13 protein-coding genes are annotated in these 18,266 nt (G+C 41.9%); 6 read left to right on the top strand and 7 right to left on the bottom strand.

Annotated features, from left to right (window positions below):
• The first annotated feature begins 141 nt into the window (after positions 1-141).
• The 5 genes from LN995_RS00180 to LN995_RS00160 all read left to right on the top strand — a co-directional run bounded on the left by LN995_RS00180 (position 142) and on the right by LN995_RS00160 (position 4,511).
• The gene (locus LN995_RS00180; RefSeq protein WP_229957306.1) at positions 142-591 is read left to right on the top strand and encodes a GNAT family N-acetyltransferase; all 450 of its coding nucleotides are present in this window, start codon (positions 142-144) and stop codon (positions 589-591) included.
• A 126-nt stretch (positions 592-717) separates the two neighbouring features.
• Positions 718-957 (top strand): DUF3820 family protein, encoded by a 240-nt coding sequence (locus LN995_RS00175; protein ID WP_229957305.1) that lies wholly within the window; start codon positions 718-720, stop codon positions 955-957.
• Between the two features lie 270 nt (positions 958-1,227).
• Entirely contained in the window at positions 1,228-2,931 is a 1,704-nt protein-coding gene (locus LN995_RS00170) for a PQQ-dependent sugar dehydrogenase (protein WP_229957304.1), read from the top strand.
• A gap of 60 nt (positions 2,932-2,991) precedes the next feature.
• A complete protein-coding gene (locus LN995_RS00165; protein ID WP_229957303.1) occupies positions 2,992-4,056 on the top strand; it encodes an ArsO family NAD(P)H-dependent flavin-containing monooxygenase in 1,065 nt (354 codons plus the stop codon).
• 251 nt (positions 4,057-4,307) lie between these two features.
• Positions 4,308-4,511, top strand: coding sequence for a dodecin family protein (locus LN995_RS00160; protein WP_229957302.1), 204 nt, complete (start codon positions 4,308-4,310; stop codon positions 4,509-4,511).
• Between the two features lie 139 nt (positions 4,512-4,650).
• Here LN995_RS00160 and LN995_RS00155 read toward each other — a convergent pair whose 3' ends face one another.
• The 4 genes from LN995_RS00155 to LN995_RS00140 all read right to left on the bottom strand — a co-directional run bounded on the left by LN995_RS00155 (position 4,651) and on the right by LN995_RS00140 (position 12,438).
• On the bottom strand, positions 4,651-5,499 hold the full coding sequence (locus LN995_RS00155) for a sugar phosphate isomerase/epimerase family protein (RefSeq protein ID WP_229957301.1): 849 nt from the start codon (positions 5,497-5,499) through the stop codon (positions 4,651-4,653).
• A 64-nt stretch (positions 5,500-5,563) separates the two neighbouring features.
• Positions 5,564-7,120, bottom strand: a complete 1,557-nt coding sequence (locus LN995_RS00150) for an FG-GAP repeat domain-containing protein (protein WP_229957300.1) — start codon at positions 7,118-7,120, stop codon at positions 5,564-5,566.
• Positions 7,121-7,356: 236 nt separating this feature from the next.
• Positions 7,357-9,138, bottom strand: a complete 1,782-nt coding sequence (locus tag LN995_RS00145) for a RagB/SusD family nutrient uptake outer membrane protein (RefSeq protein ID WP_229957299.1) — start codon at positions 9,136-9,138, stop codon at positions 7,357-7,359.
• A gap of 27 nt (positions 9,139-9,165) precedes the next feature.
• Positions 9,166-12,438, bottom strand: coding sequence for a SusC/RagA family TonB-linked outer membrane protein (locus tag LN995_RS00140; RefSeq protein ID WP_229957298.1), 3,273 nt, complete (start codon positions 12,436-12,438; stop codon positions 9,166-9,168).
• A gap of 549 nt (positions 12,439-12,987) precedes the next feature.
• Here LN995_RS00140 and LN995_RS00135 point away from each other — a divergent pair.
• Entirely contained in the window at positions 12,988-13,200 is a 213-nt protein-coding gene (locus LN995_RS00135; RefSeq protein WP_229957297.1) for a hypothetical protein, read from the top strand.
• Positions 13,201-13,332: 132 nt separating this feature from the next.
• Here the strand turns inward: LN995_RS00135 and LN995_RS00130 are convergent, their stop codons facing one another.
• From LN995_RS00130 to LN995_RS00120, 3 genes are all read right to left on the bottom strand, one after another.
• Entirely contained in the window at positions 13,333-14,649 is a 1,317-nt protein-coding gene (locus tag LN995_RS00130; protein WP_229957296.1) for a gluconate:H+ symporter, read from the bottom strand.
• Between the two features lie 96 nt (positions 14,650-14,745).
• The gene (locus LN995_RS00125) at positions 14,746-16,257 is read right to left on the bottom strand and encodes a gluconokinase (protein WP_229957295.1); all 1,512 of its coding nucleotides are present in this window, start codon (positions 16,255-16,257) and stop codon (positions 14,746-14,748) included.
• 286 nt (positions 16,258-16,543) lie between these two features.
• Positions 16,544-18,256 (bottom strand): GMC oxidoreductase, encoded by a 1,713-nt coding sequence (locus LN995_RS00120; RefSeq protein WP_229957294.1) that lies wholly within the window; start codon positions 18,254-18,256, stop codon positions 16,544-16,546.
• Between the last annotated feature and the right edge of the window lie 10 nt (positions 18,257-18,266).

The following is an 18,266-nucleotide window of genomic DNA, read 5'->3' as shown; positions in this document are numbered from 1 at the left end:
CAGCATTACCAATGTTTTCAAAGCCTCTGATAGAAATATATCAGGGGCTTTTTGCTCTTGTGGTGGTACATCATCCATTACTTTTTAGTAATTATGCCTATTCAAACCTAAATCTATTATCTAAAGAACAATTACCTGTACATGTCTCTTACAAAAATCTGTAAAGCTTTTGATGAACTTACACCTCATGAAATGTATGATATGCTTCGGTTAAGAAGCGAGGTGTTTGTGGTAGAGCAAAACTGCGTTTTCCTGGATCTCGACAATAAAGACCAAAAGTGCCTCCACCTGCTGCTTTACAAAGGTGACGAATTGGTAGCAACTGCCCGCTTAGTGCCTCATGGTCTGTCTTATCCTGATACCATATCTATAGGCCGTATTGTTACCAGCCCTGCTGTTAGAGGAACTGGCTTCGGAAAGGTATTGATGGAAATAGCGTTGGAAGAATGCTACAACGCTTACGGCAACGGTCCTATAAAAATAGGAGCCCAAGTATATGCCAAGAAGTTTTATGAAGCGTTTGGTTTCATACAATCTGGTGAAGTATACGATGAAGACGGTATTGACCATATCGAAATGACCAAAGCATAATCTGGCATATTCCATAACCTCTCCTTCAGCCAGGCAGGAACCTCTTAATTGGCTTAGGAAAATTAAATATTCACAACCGACTTTACTGATTAAACTGCAGCAAGTTCAGCTAACATACCTTTAAATATGGCAGAGTCCGAACAACCTAATTCCGACATTCTTAAAGATCTTGTAAAATTCAAGATGCCCTTTGGTAAGTACAAAGGCACTACTTTGTGCAACTTACCTGTTTCTTACCTGGAATGGTTTTACAGAGAGGGATTTCCGCCAGGCAAGTTAGGAATGCAACTGGCTACTATTTATGAAATCAAGATAAACGGCTTAGAATATCTACTAAACCCTCTTAAAAAACAGAACATTAAATAACTATCTTCATTTACTGCATTTCTCCTTTATAAATTTTCTATCGGGGCCATGCAGATTCAGATGTAAAGCTCTGATCAGAACCTCGCATTTGAATCCCTCAGTTACTCTTGAATCGCCAGTTAGAAGGCACTTAAACTACAGCTAGCCATCTCCTCACTTTTAAACTTTTTCCTTACGTTTTAAGGTAACTTAATTTCTAATTAGAAGTTCAACTATTGATTCCATTGGAATGTGGGTAGAAAACAGAGGTTGAAACTTATCTTAAATCGCATGAAACAAACAGTTGTTTTATTAGCATGCTTACTGGCTTTCTTCTATAGTGAAGTAGAGGCTCAAACAGCAAAGGGACCGCTGGGCGAAGTTTTTGCAAAGCGTGTCATTGCCAAAGAACTAAGCGATCCGTGGGAAATTACATATGGCCCTGATCAGTTTTTATGGGTAACAGAAGCCAAAGGCTACCGAGTTAGCAGAATAAGTCCTGCAGATGGCTCAAAAACTGTAATTCTTGACTTAAACGACAAAAAGAACTTCCCCAGGTATGATAAAATACCAGATGAAATAGATGGAGGGAAATCATGGCCTCAGGGAGGTTTGATGGGTATGGCATTGCACCCGCAGTTACAAGACGGAAAGCCTTATGTGTACCTGACCTATGTTTATAACTTTGCCGGGGCAGATAGCAAAGGAAATGGTAGTTTACCGAACTATGGCGGTAATTATTACACCACTAGAATAGTTCGTTATGAATATGATGCAGAGGCACAGAAACTCTTAAATCCGCTTACCTTATGCGACACCATTCCTGGTAGCAACGACCATAATTCCGGCAGGCTATTAATTGCTCCTATAGCAGGCAAAGATTATCTTTTTTATACCGTTGGTGACATGGGCGCAGGGCAATACGATAATGCCGGCAGACCAAATCATGCACAAGATAAGAAGGTATATGAGGGAAAGGTTCTTCGGTTTAACCTAGAGCCGGATAACGATAGAAACCCTTTGGATAAATGGATACCAAATGATAATCCTTTCAATAATGCAGTGTGGAGCTATGGACACCGCAATGCGCAAGGTCTGGCCTATGCCATAGTGGGAGGTGATAGTAAGATTTACTCGTCAGAACATGGCCCTTTTTCAGACGATGAAATCAACATCATTGAAAAAGGGAAAAATTATGGGCACCCTTTGGTTATAGGCTATGATGACAATAATTACAATGGCCTTGCTGCAGGAGCCACCAGCCACAGTAGTTTACCCGGCACGTGGAATACAACTTACCCTTTCATTGAAAATGAACATGCCAACGTAAGAGCTATAGGAGCTAAGAACTATCAAAATCCTATTAAAACGCTTTACCCGCTTAGCAACGATTTCCTTAAGATAGTGGCCACTAAAGTGAAAGATGATGCTAAAAAAACGGAATGGGTTTCCGAAGCTCCTAGTAGCATTGAAGTTTATACTTCTACCACCATACCCGGCTGGAGAAATTCTTTATTAGTTCCTACCTTAAAAACAGGAAAACTTATCCGCTTAAAGCTGAACAGTAAAGGCAACGGTATTACAGGCGATACCATTACGTACTTTAAAGCTCCCGTTAGGTACCGTGATGTAGCTATATCACCTGATGGAGGAAAGCTTTACCTGGCATTAGACAGCACATCCGTCACGTCAGGGCCATCTGAAGAAGACCCCGAGGGTAGTAACTGCAGAGGGTGTATTATTGAGTTTACGTACCAGGACAGCGGCACCCAGGGAGACAGAAGTAAAACTTCTAAAAGTGGTTTAGGTCGGTTGGAACATCCAGCGAAAGCTTCACCTGAACTGCAAATGAAAACTTTAAGCACCACTTCTGAAAAAGATTTATCTGAGGCAAAAGCTAAAAGTAATATGCCGTCAAAACTGACAGTACCAACCACTATTACCAAAGCAAAGGACAAGACTACTCTAGAGTCAGATAATGTTACAATAAAGTGAGTATAATCAATAACAGACACCTTAAACAAGCAACAGTTTCCCGTTCCAGGGATTTCTTAAATGAGTGATATATTAGATACTATAATTGTCGGAGGTGGCCAGAGTGCCCTGGCATGCGCCTACTTCTTCAGAAGAACCAACCTCACTTATCTGATCTTGGATGATAATCCGGAACCGGGCGGAGCATGGTTAAAAGCGTGGGACTCTCTTACACTTTTCTCTCCTCCTGAGTTTAGCAACTTACCGGGTTACCTGATGCCCAAAAGCCAGCATAAATATCCGACGCGGGAAGAGGTAATATCTTATCTTAAGACTTATGAAGAACGGTACAAAATTTCTGTCGAGAGGCCTGTACATGTAATGGATGTCTGTTTTAAAAATAACCTATTTGAGGTAAAAACAAACAATCAAAGCTATTTTGCCCGCACCGTTATTAGCGCCACAGGCATTTTACAGAAGCCTTACATTCCTTCCTATACTGGCCAGGAAATGTTTAAAGGCCTACAGCTACATTCCTCACAGTACAAAAATCCGCAGCAGTTAAAGGGTAAAAAGGTAATAGTAATAGGCGGAGGAAACTCAGGAGCTCAGGTTTTGGCAGAGGTATCTAAAATAGCTCATGCAAAATGGATAACCCTAAGGGAGCCGAGCTATCTCCCGGATGATGTAGATGGCAGAGTTTTGTTTGATCTGGCCTCTGCCAAATATTATGCTTTACAGAAAGGTGAACCGCTAAGCCCGGAGCAGTATAACCTCGGCAGCATCGTCATGATGCCATCTGTCTTAGAGGCACGTGAACGTGGTGTATTGCACACCCTCCGCCCATTTGACAGGTTTTATGAACAAGGTGTTATTTGGCCTGATGGCTCAAAAGAAGAAATAGATGCTGTAATATGGTGTACCGGCTTTGGCTACGCACTAGACCATTTGCAGTGCCTGAACCTTGTTAAAGCCACAGGCAAGATAGTAACAAATGGCACCAGAGCAACCGAGCAGCCTGGCCTGTGGCTGGTTGGCTATGGCGGCTGGACGGGCTTTGCATCTGCTACGCTTATTGGTGTTGGCAGATCGGCCAGAGAAACAGTTAAGGAAATACAGGAATATCTGCAGGAAAGAGGAACATAAAGTTCTTTTCTCTGACAGTTGTTCATTCTTTAGACAATCAGCTTCTTACGCTCGAATAACTTGCTCCTGTAGTGCAAATTTCACATTCCCTATACCGAAACTTTATATAGCAAACTCAGCAATTGACTAAAAACCGTTAAGGAATGGGCAACTTGTAACTCATTGTTGTCACAAATACTTAACCCCTCGGAATTACACCCGTAAACTATTGATAAATAAAAGTTTTAATTTTTCACTTAAGATTAAGAGTTATGGCAATAGTAAAAGTTTTAGAGGTAATTGCAAGTTCAGATAAAAGTTTTGACGATGCTACTGAAAACGCATTAGCAGAAGCAGCTAAATCAGTAGACAACATCCGTTCTATATACATCAAAGAGATGAATGCTAATGTTGAAAACAACAAGATCGTTTCTTACGGTGTGAATGCTAAAATAAGCTATGCATCTGATAAATAAGCAACACTTTAAATGGATTAACAAGTAAAAGGGCTACCATTAATGGCAGCCCTTTTACTTGTACTTACCCTGAAAATAAAGATTTAATTATCAGGCAACCGTAAGGATTCCTGAAGTTTATTCTAAACAGATATTCAGACTACATATGTAGTTTTTTAAGGTAGTTAAAGTTATATTTTACGCTATTCATAGCAGTTCCTGTATACTCTTCCTGCTCTACAAAAAAGTACTTCATTTTAGACTTATCGGCATTTTGCAGCATACGTGTAATATTAATCGCCCCTTTACCAAATTCCGTACTTTGCAGTTTATCTTTATCCATATCTTTCAAGTGCCATAAAGGAAAGCGGCCAGGGTATTTTTCAAAATAAGTTACCGGGTCATTACCTGTTAAAATAACCCAGCCTAAGTCCATTTCCATTTTTACCATCTCAGGGTCTGTTCTGTCCAACAGCACATCATATAGTACCTGCCCGGTTTCTTTCTCAAACTCGTAATCGTGGTTGTGATAGCCAAACATGACACCAGCCTTTTTGCAGTCCTCAGCTGCTTTGGAAAAAGTGTCAGCACAGTGTTGATAGTTAGCTACCGTCTGCCCTTGTGAAGGAAGTGTAGAGCAAATTAAATAATCCTGCCCGGTTTCAGCGGCAGCAGCTACAGTACGCTCCCAATCATTATCGATGTGCACATGGCCACTTCGTAAGGTCATGCCCAGGTCTTCAGCAATATTTTTTATTTCTTTTGGCTGTAAGCCATAGTAAAGTCCCTTCTCACTTCTGGCAGACTCCAATTCCTTGTATCCTATTTGAGCCAGCTGCTTTAGTGTACCTGCCGCATCATTCAGCATCGCTTTTCGAACAGTATAAAGCTGAATTCCTACATTATTTACTTTAATAGTGTTTCTGGCTGCTTCAGATAATACTGGAAGAAAAAGCGCTCCAAGCGCTACGGAAGCTGAACTTTTAAGAAAATAACGTCTGCTACACATAAGCTTTATATTTAGAAGTTTTGTCGATTTTTTAACTGATTCTTCAAAGAAGAATATCAATACATTAATAATTAACTATCATTTCAGAAGCCTGTTCAGGTAGTAGTTTTTTAATGGTTCTGGTATTCTGCAATACCACTACACTCGGACTACTCTTATTCCATTGTACCTGCAAAGCAGGGGGTACAGGGGTAAGGGCATTCGTAAAAGCTCCTAATATAATATCCTCATCCCCATCCTGATCATAGTCACAGGACTCTAGCGTAAACCACCTGCCTAACCATGAATTAGAAAAAGTACTGGCCCTGAAGGTGAAGTTACTATTCTGTTGCAGATAGACAAACCCACTCTCAAGTGCATTATCATAGTCCGGAAAATACGCAATAGCTGCTATATCTAGTTCTCCATCTTTGTCAAAGTCCCGGGCTACGGCTTTTGTTGCACCTGGCATTGGGTAAAAATACTTCTCCCGGAATTTATTATTCCCGTTATTCAGGTAAATCCGGACTCCATGATAAGGCTTTACAATGGAAGAGTAATCTGCATTATCACCATTCGTTATCAAAAGGTCTGGCGCTCCGTCTTTGTTGAAGTCAGCTAGTTCAAAATAGCTTAAACCATAGACAGGTGGAAACTGAACCAGGTTTTCTTCAGTAAAAGATCCCTCTCCCCTATTATAAAAAACCATTATTGTTTCAGTACCCTGGGCAAACATTGCCACAATATCAGGCAGGCCATCACCATTTAAATCTGTTACCTCTGCTTTTATGGCTCCTGGTAAATTCTTCAGAATATTTGGCTGGTACTTTCCATTGCTCTTATTCTGATACCAAACCAAAGAACCTAGGTTATAGCCAAAGTTGCAGATTATCAGATCCTGTAACTCATCCTGATTCAGGTCTGCCTCTACAACATTTACTGGTCTTCGCAAATCAGCCAATAAAGGCTCCATATATACGGACGCAGCTTTTCCAGGAGACTCATGCAAATGTCCAAGTCCTTTATCAGAAGGGATAATAGAGCCTATGGTTAAAACTTTATAAGCTTGTTTATATTTTACTATATCCACAGGGGGTGTATCCACTACCATAGAGTCTGCTACCTGCAACTGCGGATTAAGCCGGAAAAGCCAGTTCCTCATGTCTCCAACCCACAACTCTTTTGCATCAGGCAGGTATTTCACCAACGTTGTTACAGATGACCTCCCTTTGTTAAGAGCAGGAACAACTACAGAATAATTTTCCAAGCCAGATATTACCTCAGGAGTTTCAGGCAGAGCTAACTTCTCAGGAGCATTCTGTATATAGTAATCTTCAATTTTTTGCCAGTCAGTTGTACTGATGTATGGCTCCTGCGGATAGATCCCTGCACTTAAAAGCTCGTACACCTCTTTGGTAGTTCTTCCTAAAAGAGGATTTAGGTTAGTAGTACCCAAGCCTAAGCGTAAACCCATTTGTGGCAATACATTTTTCTGCCATGTAGCTTTATCCAGTAAGCCCGGATCTGGAAACGCATGACAGGCTTTACAGTAAACTTGTGCAAGAGCTTTACCCGATAAATGAACGGCCTCAGAAGTATCAGGCAGTGACTTATCTATAATTCCAATGTTTTCATCATGCAAAGCTTCATGGCCAGAAGAGGCATTGCAATTGCTTAATAAAAGAGCCATCAAAGGGAGAAAACACAGCCGTACAATATACCTCTGTAGTAGGCGCTGTGTAAGTTGTTTGTAAAAGATCAACTTGCTGTGCTGTTACGAATGAAAACAAGTAAAGCTAAAGCACTAATAAGCATCTTTAGCGATAAGACTACAAAGCGCAAAGCTTGTTTAAGCTTTGCGCTTTGTAGAGTGTAGAGTTAGTAATTAGGATTCTGCGTTAAGGCTGACTCTCCATTTACTGTCTGTAGGTCAATTTGCCTTTGTGGAATAGGATAATATTCATTTTTCCCTTTTGTGAAATTTCCTGTACTCACATCTGGCACTATATTCCCCTCATAGTCGAAATATGCATTTAATACCTGATCAGCTATTCCCCAGCGCACCAAATCGAAGAAGCGATGGCCTTCCAGGGCCAGTTCCAGTTTGCGTTCGAAGTAAATAGCTTCCAGTGCCTCGTCTTTACCCAAACCTTCAAAGTAACCTGCAGGGTAGGTCGCTATGTTATAATTTGCAGCTGGTTCATCAGTGAAACCACTAAGAGGCTTGCTTGGGTCTACATATTCATGCACATAGTTAATAGGGTTAGCAGCTCTGGCACGCACCATATTAACATGCTCCTGTGCCTGTGCCAGATTACCTAACTGTGCTTCGGCTTCAGCTGCCATCAACAGAACATCTGCAAATCTGATTAGTACAACGTTAATAGCAGAACCAGGAGCCCATGAATGCTGGTCAGAGTATGTATCTGCTGTAGCTTGCCAGTAAATATGTTTCTTGGCAGAATAAGGTCCGGCTGTATTTTGCTCACGTATCCATGTTTGCCCTGGGTGGTTGCCCCAATCCAAAAAAGGAATACCACGTCGCCCTACAGTCCAGTCCAGTCGGGGGTCTACAGGTTGTTCATCCGGAGTAAAGGGCTGATCAGATTTAATTCCCTGGTCATTTTTTAATGGAGTTGCGTTGTAATTATCCAGATAAGGAAGTCCCTGTGTATTGGTGCGGTAAGAATTAGCCAAATCAAAAGTAGGCTGATAAAAGCCACAGCAGCGGAAGGGACTATTGTATGGGTAATTCAGCATCTCGCCCTGGTTGGCATTTGAAATAGTATTTGTACCGTCATTAGCCACCATCTGTATAGCAAACACAGACTCTTTGTTATTTTCAGAGGAAGCATCAAAGTTATCCTTAAACTTATCTACAAGGCCATACTTCAACCCATTAGACGTAACTCCAGAAGTAATCACCTGATCAAACATAGCTTTTGCCTCTGCGTATTTATGCTCAAACATATAAGCTTTGCCAAGGTAAGCAGCTGCAGCCCATTTGTTTGCTCTTCCAACCTGTGCCTGCGTATTTGGCAGGTTATCCATAGCAAACTGAAAGTCTGCTTCAATTTTAGGCCAGATATCTTCATTATTGGGCTGATTAAAGTCCGTTGTTGTTTCATCAATCCAGGGCACCATGTTAAACATTTTCTTCAGCTCAAAGTAATAGTGCCCACGCAGGAAACGTGCTTCCCCAGCAATCCTTAACTTTTCTGCATCTGAAATGTCAGTTGCTTCCTGCATCAGACTCAGTACAGAGTTGGCGCGTGACACTCCCTCGTACATGGCCCTCCACTTGGTATTTAAAAACCCATTACTTGGGTCTGTAATAAAATTAGCAATAGAATTGATAGCAGGCTGATCTGAACCAAGGCTACCTTTATGCGCATCTGCACCGGCAACACTTCCATAAATCCAATTAGTAGGAGCTGCCTCCCACTGGCCACCACCAACAATTGATTCCCCGTCGCCCTGAGCATCTAACGCGGCGTAGGCACCTATTAGAAGGGCTTCCACACCCGCTTTGTTGGCTACTAGACTTGGGTCCAAAGCTCCTAGAGCTGGTTTATCTAGAAACTCTTCTTCGCATGAAGTAAACACTTGCATGGCAGTAGCCATTACCACAGCCATTAATATGAATTTAGATCTTTTCATATTGAAAGAAATTAACTTTGAACACTTTTAAAATGACACATTTAAACCGAACAGGTACTGGCGCATGTTAGGGTAGTTACCTTCATCTATACCAAAGCCTGTAGTTTTAACTCCACCTGTATCATCATACCCCGTAATTTCCGGATCTACACCAGAGTATTTAGTAATAGTGAAAAGGTTTGCTGCCTGCACGTATACTCTTAATCTTCCAATGCCGTACTTGCTGGTTAAAGAGGCAGGTAAAGAATAACCTATTTGTGCGTTTTTAGCTCTCAGGTAAGAACCATTCTCCACATAATAAGAATTAGGGACAGTACTTGTACTGAATGACCCTACGTTTTCCTGAATAGGAGCTGTTGCATCATGGTTTTCTGGTGTCCAGGAATCATATACAGCAGTTTTACTTTTAGCTCCGGCAAAATTAGTATAGAAATCTGTCCACCATTTTACCTGGTTCCATATCTCATTTCCTTGTGAACCGTACAGGAACATGGTAAAGTCAAAGTTCTTATAAGTAGCTGCGATGTTCAGGCCATAGGTAAAATCCGGGTTAGGGCTTCCCAGTATGGTCCTATCATCAGCGGTAATTTGCCCATCATCATTTATATCAGCATAGCGAAAGCGCCCCACCTTAACGTCTGTCTGGTAAACGGCATTAGGATCGTTAGCTGCAGCACGTGCTTGTTCATTAGCGGCGTTGATTTCTGCTTCATCATCCCAGAAACCTTCAATCTGATAACCAAAGAAGGAACTCATAGAAGAACCAACCTGATTACGGATTATATAGTTACCATTAAAGCGACGTGACTCCAAATCGAAATTCTGAGCGCCATTAGATACTTTCAGAATTTTGTTTTTATAGGTAGTAATTGTACCCGTCAGGTCAAACCTCAGATCTGATGTAACTTCTATATGGCCAGTTATAGCGGCATCGAAGCCCTTGTTCTGTATTTTAGCAATGTTTACATATGGCACAGTAGCAGCACCTGCAGTACCAGGAAGTTCAGGGTTATATAATAAGTCTCTTATTTCTTTGCTGTAGTAATCTGCCGTAACATCTAGTTTACCATTGAACAAAGTCGCATCGAAACCTATATTGCTGTTTACATTGGTTTCCCACTTGGCATCCGGGTTACCGATACGTGCCTGCCTGAAACCTAGCGTTGTACTGTTGTTCGTACCATTAATGTCATAAAACGTAAGGTTCCTGTCCTGGCCATAGGTGGTAAAAGCATTGCTTGGATCTACGTTCAACTGGTTACCCATTACACCATATCCACCACGCAACTTCAAATCACTAACCCATGAAACGTTCTGCATGAACCCTTCCTGCGAAATACGCCAGCCAGCACTAACTGCCGGAAATGTACCGTATTGGTTATTCAAAAAGCGGGATGATCCATCACGGCGGATGACAAACCCTAACAGATACTTATCCATTAAGTTATAGTCTATCCTTCCGATTAACGAGTACAACGCATCTGAGCTTCTGCTACTGGAGTTTGTTTGCGTACCGGAACCAGTCGAAAGGTTCGTAAAATTAGGATCGAAAGAGAAATACCCCTGCGTAACGCCACCTAAGTTATTTGAGAAATTATTGTATGCTTCTGTTCCAACCAGCACTTTCAGATCATGCACATCATTTAGGGTCTTGTGATAAGACAATGTGTTGGTCCAGGTCCAGTTATAGCCATTATTGGCATTTTGCTCAAACTGGTTAAAGGTAGAGTTTTCAGCACTTTCATACTCCGGGAAAGTAAAGGAGTTATTTGTATTATGATACAACTCGCCACCAAAGCTGGTACGTAATGTAAAATCTTCTATAATGTCTGCCTCAACAAACACGTTACCAAACAGGCGGGTATTCATGACTTCATTGTTACGGCGTCGGTCTAAAATAGCAACCGGGTTGTCAGCATTTCCCAGCCCATTACCAGAAGAGCCCGCATAGTTTCCCATGATGTCATGTACCGGGATGATAGTCTGCTGCCGGTAAGCATGGTTGATAACAGATTCACCACTGAGATCCAATGTAGGATTATCAATGATGGAATATGCCAGGTTTTCTCCAACTCTGATCTTCTTGTTCAGATTAAAGGTGCTGTTTGACCGTACCGTGAATCTTTTAAAATAAGTGTTCGCCAGTGTACCCTTCTGATCAAAATAGTTAGCTGAGAAATAATATTTGCCTATATCGCCACCACCACTCACTGCTATATTATGGCTGGTTATTGGCGCTGGTTTAAAAATTTCATGAAACCATTCGGTCCCTTCTTTGTTCGCACGCACAATACGATAGAAGGAGTTAAGCTCTGAACTACCACCCGTATAGTTTGGATTCAAATTGTAAAGAGAAGGGTCTACTCTTGGGTCTCCTTCCATTAGCCCGGTGTTACTACCGGCAACCAGATAATCAGGAAGTACTGGGGCTTCACCGGAACCATATAATGGATGTGAAATAGGTTCATCAGGATTAGTATTTCTTAATGCCCTCCATGTCAAATCAGCCATTTCCTGCGGATTCGCCAAGTTCCATACATTGCCACTCGGAGGCCTTTGTGTACCATAATATCCATCATACTGCACGGTTATTTTGTCTTTACCTCTTCTAGTAGTGATAATAACAACACCGTTAGCAGCACGGGAACCATAAATAGAAGCAGAACCGGCATCTTTCAGTACTTGCATCGACTCAATATCATTGGGGTTGATATCGTTTATGTTTTGTGTCGGCACGCCATCCACAACATACAATGGTGAGTTGTTTCCAAATGTATTAAAACCTCTTATTCTTATTTGTTGCGCAGCTCCAGGCTGTCCTGAACCCAACACGGTAACACCGGCAGCTCTGCCTTGTAGCATACTTGAAACCTGCGCAGCTGGCTGCTTGGTCATTTCTGCAACATCTACTATGGCCACTGAACCTGTCAGGTCTTTTTTCTCCTGTGTAGCATAACCTACCACTACCACTTCATCTAATGCTTTCGCATCGTCGGCCAGCGAAACATTTATTGTTGTCCGGTTATTAACTGGCACTTCCTGTCCCTGATAACCAATAAAGGAAAAGATTAATGTACCATTGCCATTAGGTAAATTCAGCATGTAATTACCATCAAAATCTGTTGGTGCAGCTATTGATGTTCCTTTTAAAACGACTGTAACACCAGGTAAGCTTTGCCCATTAGCGTCTGTAACCTTGCCTTTCACTGTAACACCTTGGGCAACAGCTCCAGCAACAGACAAGAAGAAAAGAGGGAGCACAAGCAAGTACCTCAGCTCTTTAAGTAGACTTTTTTGCATATGTTAACATGTTTATAGGGTAAAAAAATGTGTGAAAAATATCTTAAACTTATCTCCTATCCCTAAACTTCCTTCAAATGAAAGCTTATTATCTACTAATTAACTCATAAATATCACAGCTGCTTATTCGTTTAAACCTACAGTTGTATACTAATTACTAACTTATGTTTGTTAGGTTTTAAATCAATAATAACCCCTTGCCATTCTTTAATTTTAAATTCACGTTATGTTTAATTTTGAGGAGAAATACCGTTTACGTTAGTTTCTTACCAAGAAGAATAAATACAGTACTTAATAAATGCCTTAGCTTACCAGACTTTGGATCTATTGATCTAGAAATGAATAGAATAAATATATCTCAACAATTTTAATAAACCAAGCTTGTAAGTAAAAAAATTTGTGACCACTTTTATAATCTAACCTTATATTGTTATAAGCGCTATTTTCAGGACTTTTGTTTCTCTGTAAAAAATAATATCAATATTTTTAGAACTTTATAACTTGGAAATCGTAACGAACACAATAACTGGTAAATATTCATATACAGCTATGAGCTATTATTATACCGTAAGAGAGTACGCCACCAATAAAGGCCTTGAGCTATCTTTTTATGAAGAGATACAAGTGGAAGTTAAAGCTACAAGACGCAGTAACGAGCTTGGTGTACCTATAAACAGAATAGGAACAAAGAGATTAAACAGACGGCTGAAGTGTTACTCTCAAAAAGTGCTAAAAGAAATCTTTAAGCCTGCCCTGGCTTAAGTAGCTGTTATATTGTTAAAGCCAGGATAGCAAGTGGCTGTGCTCTCTCTTGCCATTGGTAAATAAGCGCACAGTCTGTCCATCTTCCCTGCTTTTCCCTAAGCTAACATTTAAGTTTTAGAGCAGTTCCTCTTAAATAACCAGTTCAAGTAATAAAGCACCTATTAGCCCCATAACTGACACAATAGTTTCCATAATAGACCAGGTGGCAATGGTTTGTGGAATAGTGAGGTTAAAGTATTCTTTGAACATCCAGAAGCCAGGGTCATTTACATGAGAGAACATCAGGCTACCTGCTCCTATAGACAGTACCATTAGTTCCGGACTAATTCCTGTGGCTGCCAGCATGGGTAATGCAATACCTGCACCGGTAATGGCTGCAACAGTAGCTGACCCTAAACAAACCCGCAATAGTGCTGTTACCAACCAAGCCAGAAACAGGGGCGACAATGAGGTGTTACTTACCAGGTTCGTGACATCGTCTCCCACTCCACTATCTACCAGCACCTGCTTTAAGGCACCTCCTCCGCCAATTATCAACAGAATCATGGCGATACCTGCAATGGAGTCTGTTACTGTCTTCATTATCTCCGCCATGGGTTTACCTCTGTTCAAGCCTAAGGTAACAATAGCTACCAATACCGAAATAAGTAAAGCCATAACAGGATCGCCAACAAACTCGAACAACTGCCTTACTGCAGATGTGGCAGGGAGTAGGATAGTAAGGATGGCAGCTGTAGCCATGAGCAGGATAGGTACCAGAGCTGTAAACACGCTTATTCCGTAGCCCGGCATTTCCTCTTCTGTAAACTTTTTGGCAGTAAATAAGTTCTGCGGTGGTGACGTGTGGATATGCTTCAGAAAGCGAGTGAAAAAAGGCCCTGCTATTACAATGGTAGGTACAGCTATAATAAGTCCGTACAACAACACCCGGGTAATGTCTGCTTCAAATATAACTGCAATAGCTGTCGGCCCCGGGTGTGGAGGCAAAAAACCATGTGTTACAGAAAGTGCCGCTGCTGCAGGAATACCGACATATAGTAAAGGTAGGTCAGCAGAAAGCGCCACAGCAAACACCAAGGGTATAATCACTACAAAACCAGCATTGTAAAACATAGGCAGGCCGACAATCAAGCCAGTCAGTACCATAGCCCACTGCACATTCTTCCTCCCAAAACGGTTCATAAGCCCATACGTAATTCGTTGGGCGGCTCCACTTTCTGACATAAGATTACCTAACATGGCTCCGAAACCTAATATCAGCACCAAAGACCCTAATGTATCTCCTATTCCTTTCTGTACTGATACCAGCACTTGGTTTACAGCCATACCTTCGGTTATGCCTATCCCCAACGATACCAGTACAAGAGAAATAAAGGAGTTTAGCTTAAAACCTAATATCAGGATGAGCAAGGCTACGACACCGGCAACAACAATCAGGAGAGACATAGAAAGCGGAAATTAGTTTACAGGATTCGAAACAACAAAATCAAGCATCCTACTGCACACCAAGGCCTTCTTCTTCGCTTTAATTCAGGTATTATACTATTTACCAAAGCTACCTTTAAGCTTCGGGTACAGCTCCTCAAACAGCGCAAAGTTCTTCATATAACGCTGATGGTTTAGCTGATCTGGCACAAAAGTTTTAGTGATGGTAACCATTTTTTCTACCTCTTCCAGGTTATCAATCATGTTTAAGGCGTACATTCCCATTACCGCAGCTCCAAAGGCTGAACCTTCGGGTGTTTCTGTTATATGCACCTGTATGTTAAAAACATCTGCCAGCATTTGCACCCACAGCTCTGAGCGGGCAAAGCCCCCATTGGCATAAATAGCAGAGGCAGTACCTATAGTTTGTTCAAGGGCTTTGCCAACGCTGTAAACCCCAAAGATAACACCTTCCATTACCGCCCTTGCAAAATGAGCCCGTGTGTGGTTAAAATGTACACCAAAAAAGCATCCACGTGCAGAGGCATCCCAAATAGGGGCCCGCTCTCCCAATAGGTAAGGCAGAAACAAAAGTCCATCGGCTCCGGCAGGAACAGTGGAAGCCATTTTGTTTAGCAGCGTGTAAGAATTGAAATTCTGCTCCCGGGCGGCTACTGTTTCTAGTTCAAAGAAGTTATCCCGAAACCACCGCAGCACTACTCCTCCATTATTCACGGCACCTCCTAACACAAAGCGTTCGGGAGTTAGTATGTAACTAAAAATTCGCTCCTGCAGATCAGTAGCCGGTTTATCTGCCATCATACGCACTGCACCACTAGTACCAATGGTCACCACAGCATCGCCAGGCCGGACGGCATTAGAACCCAGGTTAGCCAGGCAACCATCGCTGGCACCAATAACAAAAGGTGTGGCAGAAGAAATATTCAGGTATGTGGCATACCTGGGCCTTAAGTCATGAAAAGTATATGTGGAAGGCACTGGTTTAGATAGCTGCTCTTCATTAATTCCGGCTATCTTCAATGCTTCTGTATGCCAGTCTAAATCAAAAATATTGAACAACCCTGTGGCTGAGGCAATAGAATAATCAACTTTATGTTCTCCGAATAACCTTAAGAATACATACTCTTTTATGCCGATAAACTTTGCTGCTTTCCGATACACCTCTGGTTCATGGTCCCGTAGCCAGCATATTTTAGGAAGCGGCGACATAGGGTGAAGCGGCGTTCCGGTTTGCAGATAGATGGTGTGACCAATAGCACTGTTCTTAAGCTCGGTGGCGTATTCTTTGCTCCTGCTATCAGCCCAGATCAGGCAGTTTGTGAGCAGGTGATCTTGCTCATCTACTACAATAAGGCTATGCATAGCACTACTAAAGCTGACTCCTTGCAGATGATAGCCACTATTATGAAGCTGCTCTACGACTATTTTCAAGCCATCTAACACAGCCTGTAAAACCACTTTAGGGTCTTGCTCGGCATGGTCTGGCTCTTTACTTATAATGGGATATTCAATTGCATAATGAAACAGGACTTTACCTTCAATATCAAAAGCTACGGTTTTTGTACTGGTGGTACCTATATCGACACCAATCAAGGTTTGTTGTTTCATGTATACTATCTATGTTAGGCACTATAAGAACAGAAAAGAAAGCATTTTTTTAGCTGGCTTCCCTCTTTCTGTTTAAGCGACTAGCTATGTATAATTAGGATATATTTATGGAATAATGTCCCTTTTATACAGTTCAAATTACAGCAGGCCACTAAGCACTTTGTATCGGATAAACGGGTAAATGGTTTTATAATTAGCCCCGGCAAATTTACGCTTTGCCGGAGCTAATTATAAAGAACGCCATAATTAATTAATAACCAATAGCTTATAAACAAGCATAACCTTATTAGAGATTCATTCTCTTTAGTTCATTGACGGCATAATCTACTGCACGAGCTGTAAGGGCCATATAAGATAAAGAAGGATTTTGTGTTGAGGTAGATGTCATACAGGCCCCATCAGTTACAAAAACATTCTTGCAGGCATGCAGCTGGTTCCATTTGTTTAGCAGCGAAATTTTCGGATCGTGTCCCATTCTTACACCTCCCATTTCATGAATGTCTAAGCCGGGAGCTTGTTTAGAGTCTGAGGTGCGTATGTTTTTGAAGCCAGCATTCGTGAACATTTCACTTATCTGCTCAAAATAATCCTGAATCATTTTCTCATCATTATTATCGTAATCTATAGAAACCTTTAGCTGCGGTATCCCAAAATCATCTTTTTGTTTTAAATCAAGGCTTACATAATTGCTTTCCTTCGGAATAGTTTCCCCCATCATATGAGAACCTACACGCCAGCCTCCCAGCGAAGGGTTCAGCAGGCTCTCCTTCAGGCTTGCTCCCAGCCCATCTCCGCCTGGTACTGACATCCGTGATGCACTAAAGCCCGCAGCATAGCCACGTAAGAAGTTGGTTTCCTGTTTATAGACATTACGGAAACGCGGAATGTACGGGCTGTTTGGCCTACGTCCATCTGTGGTATACTCCAGGAAGCCATCATATTCAGCAGAAACTCTTGCGCGGTAATTATGAAAAGCTACATATTTCCCCATCAATCCATTATCGTTACCTAAGCCATTCGGGAAACGGCGAGAGGTGGAATTTAACAGAATCAGGTTCGTATTTAAAGCAGCTGCATTCACGAAAATAATACGGGCGTAAAACTCTGTTGCCTCCTTGGTATCGGCATCAATCACTCTTACACCGGTTGCTTTTCCTTTATCTTCATCATAGATAATAGAATGTACCACCGCATTAGGGCGTAAGGTCATGTTTCCTGTTCTGGCAGCCCAGGGCAAGGTAGAAGCATTACTGCTGAAGTAGCCACCAAAAGGGCAGCCTCTCTCACAAATGGTCCGGTGCTGGCATTGCGCCCTTCCCTGCTGTAAGTGAATTGGCTCAGGTTTGGTGATATGCGCACAGCGCCCCATTATCACATGGCGGTCTTTATACTTACTGGCAACCTGTTTCTGAAAATGACTTTCTACACAGTTCATTTCATGCGGAGGCAGGAATTCTCCATCAGGTAAATTAGGAAGACCATCTTTATTACCAGAGATACCGGCAAACTTTTCAACATAGCTGTACCATGGTGCAATGTCCTTATAACGTATAGGCCAGTCTACAGCAAATCCATCACGGGCTGGTCCTTCAAAGTCAAAGTCGCTCCAGCGCTGTGTCTGCCGTGCCCACAGCAGCGACTTTCCACCAACCTGATAACCCCGAATCCAGTCAAAAGGCTTTTCCTGTACATAAGGGTGCTCGTTATCTTTTACAAAAAAGTGGGTAGTACCCTCATAAAAGGCATAGCACTTACTTATTACCGGGTTTTGGCTGCGAACATCCAAGGGCAGTTGTCCCCGGTGCTCAAACTCCCACGGATTCATAGAGGTAGTCGGATAGTCTTTGATATGCTTCACATCCCTTCCCCGCTCCAGTACAAGTGTTTTAAGACCTTTTTCAGCCAGCTCTTTGGCTGCCCAACCACCACTAATTCCCGACCCAATTACGATGGCATCGTAAGTTCTTTCTTTAACAGCGTCTATCGATAAATTTGCCATATGTTTAAGA

This window comes from Pontibacter silvestris, assembly GCF_020907275.1.
Taxonomy (GTDB): domain Bacteria; phylum Bacteroidota; class Bacteroidia; order Cytophagales; family Hymenobacteraceae; genus Pontibacter; species Pontibacter silvestris.
The sequence above is the reverse complement of the archived record's forward strand: the minus strand, read 5'-3'. Positions and strand labels throughout refer to the sequence as shown.